The organism is Vibrio sp. 10N.261.52.A1, assembly GCF_002876325.1.
GTDB lineage: Bacteria > Pseudomonadota > Gammaproteobacteria > Enterobacterales > Vibrionaceae > Vibrio > Vibrio chagasii.
Genome location: NZ_MCYD01000593.1, coordinates 1 through 4,061, shown reverse-complemented (window position 1 = coordinate 4,061; position 4,061 = coordinate 1). Strand labels below are relative to the sequence as shown.

At 43.5% G+C, this 4,061-nt stretch carries 1 protein-coding gene; it reads right to left on the bottom strand.

Annotated features, from left to right (window positions below):
- Positions 1–463 precede the first annotated feature (463 nt).
- A complete protein-coding gene (gene hsdR / locus BCT81_RS10245; protein ID WP_102424078.1) occupies positions 464–4,003 on the bottom strand; it encodes a type I restriction-modification system endonuclease in 3,540 nt (1,179 codons plus the stop codon).
- Between the last annotated feature and the right edge of the window lie 58 nt (positions 4,004–4,061).

Genomic DNA, 4,061 nt, shown 5'->3' with positions numbered 1-4,061 from the left:
CATTTTATATTCTCAACTACTTAACTATATTTCGATAACCGCTCGTCGTTTTGACTATGTCTGAATTCATTCACAACGAAGCGGGTAAACGCTTATTTACTGCAAAAATGCCAGCCATGACTGATTAATGTCGTCATTCTTCGGTCTATTTTTACTTTCGAGAGAAAGCCTTATGTAACCAATTGCTCTAGCTTGCCTACTTAGTTACTTGATTGTTTACCGTAATACGACTGATATCAAGAATGTTTACAGCCAAATTAATGTTTGCTGTATAGGTAACTAAAGATGCCGATGAACAGCTCGAATCTCAACGTCGTTCTAGCTCAGGCAGATGCTCAATTATACGCATTGGCAGGTGTGTTGTAATTTGGTTTTCTAAACGTATTACCGTGTTTTTGCTTAGAAAACCATCAACCACTCTGCATAGCATCAGAACTGCGGTAAAAAGCCCTACAATGACACACTAACCCGCTTGCCAAAGGTACTCATTCAGCTCATCAAGTATTGTATCGAGCTGGTCATCAAGCACACTGTTAAAGCGTTTAACTCCACCCTGATCGGCAAAGCGTTGGTTAACGAAAGACTTATCGATCACCGCCTCATGGACCAACTGTTTAGCCAGACGTTCTAACCATTTGCGCTGATTAGGGTTCCAATTATGTTCACTGTAGATGCGTTGCATAGCATTAGTAACGCGTTGCTCAAACGGCACTAATACCTCATTGATGGCGGCTTGTCTGATATAACCAATAATACTAGCGGCGATATCTTGGTTGGTATTTTTGCGCCATGCGCTTTTCAGATGGGCTTCGTTGTAACCGGCTTCATCGAGCAATAATTTCACTTCTTTGAGTTGCTCGCGAGTGAGCTCCTTAGGGCGATTGACGACAACCGACAATGCCGCCGATTGGTTGATATTTTGTCTGATAAACTGATTGAAGCTATCTAAGTAATCCGCTGGTTTTTCGTGGACACCATAGGTTTGATCACGACCGAGAAACTCATCTTTACCTTCATAGATCACCGGCATTTTGTCGCTTCCTGCGAGAAAACGTACTTCCGCGAGCTGATTAATTAGGCCTTGATGTTGCTTGAAAAATTGCGCAGCTTGTTTGGGCCCTATTTGACAAAGATGCTGATGGAGTTTGTCAGGTGCAACGCCCCATATTCCCTCAAGTTGATCTAACTTGGTTCTTAGCGCTGGTTTGTTCTCCGCTTTTTTAACGGCTTTGCGCATTACTCGCATGACTTTTTGCGTCAACTGATTCAACACATCATTAGCGTGGCTTGTACCAGCTTGCTCACCGGGAGTGTCTAAAGCTTGCTCTAGGTAAGCATCATCGCTGATCTCATCCACCAGCTGTTCTAAGGTGATATTCGGATCTTTGACAATCGGTTTCATGGTGTTAACAGCTTCAAGTGCAATGTAGAGATCAACCGGATCATAGATTTTGAATACCGTCTTACCTATTTCGTCACAGCGACGTGTCGCACGGCCCATCATCTGCTCGTACAGAATCCGCGACTTTACACGACGTAAGAACACTAGGTGGCAGATTTTAGGAACATCGATACCAGTAGTAAGTAGATCGACTGTCACGGCAATATTGGGGTAGCGCTCATTTTTATATTGGCGAATCAGCTGATCGACCTTATCGCTTTTTCCGGTAATTTTTGCAACGGCAGCCTGATTATAATCGCAACCGTATATCTTGTTAAAAGCACTATCTAGCGCGGTTTTAACCATATCCGCATGCAGATCTGTTGTACAGAATATGAGTGTTTTTTCATCGCCAAACGGGTCAAGCTCATTAACAAGCTGGTCGCAGATAATGTCATTAAACCCTTTGGTTATAACGCGGCGATTAAAAGATTCAACATCAAATTTAAGCTCATCAGCTAAGTCGGCTGATTCAACCTCTCCTGTTTGAGTATTAATCGCGGAGACGGTTGCGCCTTTCTCAAACTTAATTCCATTTTTGCTCAGTAGAGTTTCATAGCGAATCGGCGGTTCATGATCGATAAGCCAACCTTCCGCTACCGCTTCACGGTAAGTATAGGTATAGATCGGCTTACCGAAAATCTCGCTGGTGTGTTTGGCAGGAGTAGCCGTAAGGCCTATACGAACCACATCAAAGTAATCAAGTACACGGCGATAGCTTGAGAGATACTGGCTCGCATCACGGTGAGCAAGTTCTCCTTCGGTCATTTGTTGATCGAGTGCATAGCCCCTATGCGCCTCATCGACAATAATACAATCAAACTCATCAAGTGCTGGTGGCGTATCAGACATAAAGATCCGCTTCACCATCGCTTGTACAGTGGCAACTTGGATGCGGGTTTCTGCTTCGCTGCTCATATCACCTAATTCCGCAATATTGTAGATAGAGGATAACGTTTTATTCTGCTCTAGCTTTGCTTCATCGAAGGAGTCGCAGGCTTGATTGCCTAACGCGGTTCTATCGACCAAAAACAAAATACGTTTAAAGCGTTCAGCCTTAAGAAAGCGGTACATCAAGCCGATAATGGTTCGGGTTTTACCGGTACCAGTTGCCATCGCCAATAGGCATTGAGTTTTATCTTCCTCGAGGGCAGATTCTACCGCCACAATCGCTTTTTGCTGATAATCACGCAAGCCTAAGTAATCGAAACCCTCTTGCTGAAGCAACTTTTCGGCTTCATCTCTACTGCGCTTTAATTTATCGATAAGACCGTCAGGAGAGTGAAATTGCTGTAACGGTCTCTTGGCGTTACTTGCTTTACGGGTATCACGGAACCAAGTACCTGAAAGCTCAGCTAGCTGTTTATTAAACGAACGTCCATTACAAGAGTAGACAAATGGAATGTGGTAATGCCCCTCTTCTTCATCAGCCCAAGCTATAGTTCGGTCCTCCAATTCCCATGCACCTTTTTGAGGTAACTTGAGCTTATAACCTTTGGAGTAACGCTCTGCTTGAGAGACTTTGCCTGCAACATTGGTGTTTTCTTGCTTGGCTTCAACCACGGCGATAGGTGTTAAACCACAAAACAGCACATAATCAGCGCGGCCGCTTTTTCCTTGAGACTTAGTTGGCCATTCAGCAATTGCGAGGTTTTTACCTTTTTCGGGCCTTACTCCTTTTCGATAATCTAAAGCTTCTGAATCAGCTTCCCAGCCAGCATCGATAAGCTGTTGATCGATGAGGATGCGAGTTAACTCTTCATTAAGAGTAAAGCGGCTACTGGCAGTATGGGTGCGCTTATTGACATCTTTACGCTGCGCTTTAATCGCTTTTAGTGTTTCTTCTGTTTGATCGGCTAACTGCTTTTGAAGCTTTGTAAGCTTGTTCTCAAATTCAGCTTTTTGTTTCGCAAGAGCCTCTTCATGCGATTTTGCCTGAACGGCCAGCTCTCTTGCTTCTACATCCATCTGCTCAGCAAGTACTGCGAATTCCTCTTTTTCTTGTTCAAGCAGAGAAGTTAGCTGCTGATTAGATTCTAGTTGTTCGTTATTTTCGAGCAATTGGTTTTTAAGCCGTTGTATTTGGGTCTGTAGCTCGGTTAATTGCTTACTCGGATCTTGAGGGATAACAAACTCACCGGCTTTGAAAGCCACTCCTTGCTTGCCAAAAGCTCGGTGATACCAGATAGCAATATCACGAGCGACACGAAGGCCAGCTAATGCTGGTTTATGTTCGGTTTTAAATTGATGTACTGCTTGGTTACCCGCTTTACGCAGCCCATGAAACAAACTGATGATCTGAGACTCTAGGCGTAGTTCACGGTTTATTCGAAAGAGGAGATCTGCTTGATTCGTTTTTTCGTCAAATTCAATGCTACAGCGTATCGCTAGGTCTTGTGCGATTGCTTCAGCAAACTGGCGCAACTTAACCAATGTTGTACTAGGGTCGCTAGAGAAAGCACGCTCTGCGCTTTGTGCAAGTTGCAGAAAGATAGGATCATGTGACTCTAAAAAACAAAAATTACTTTGAATTCCATTCTCACCAATTCCAGATTTAGCCATCACTACTCCACATACATTTGTTGATAAATATCAATTAACTACAAACAAATATTTTAAT

Excerpts from the sequence above, each read along its gene's own strand:
- hsdR (WP_102424078.1), bottom strand. The coding sequence starts at position 4,003 with ATGGCTAAATCTGGAATTGGTGAGAATGGAATTCAAAGTAATTTTTGT.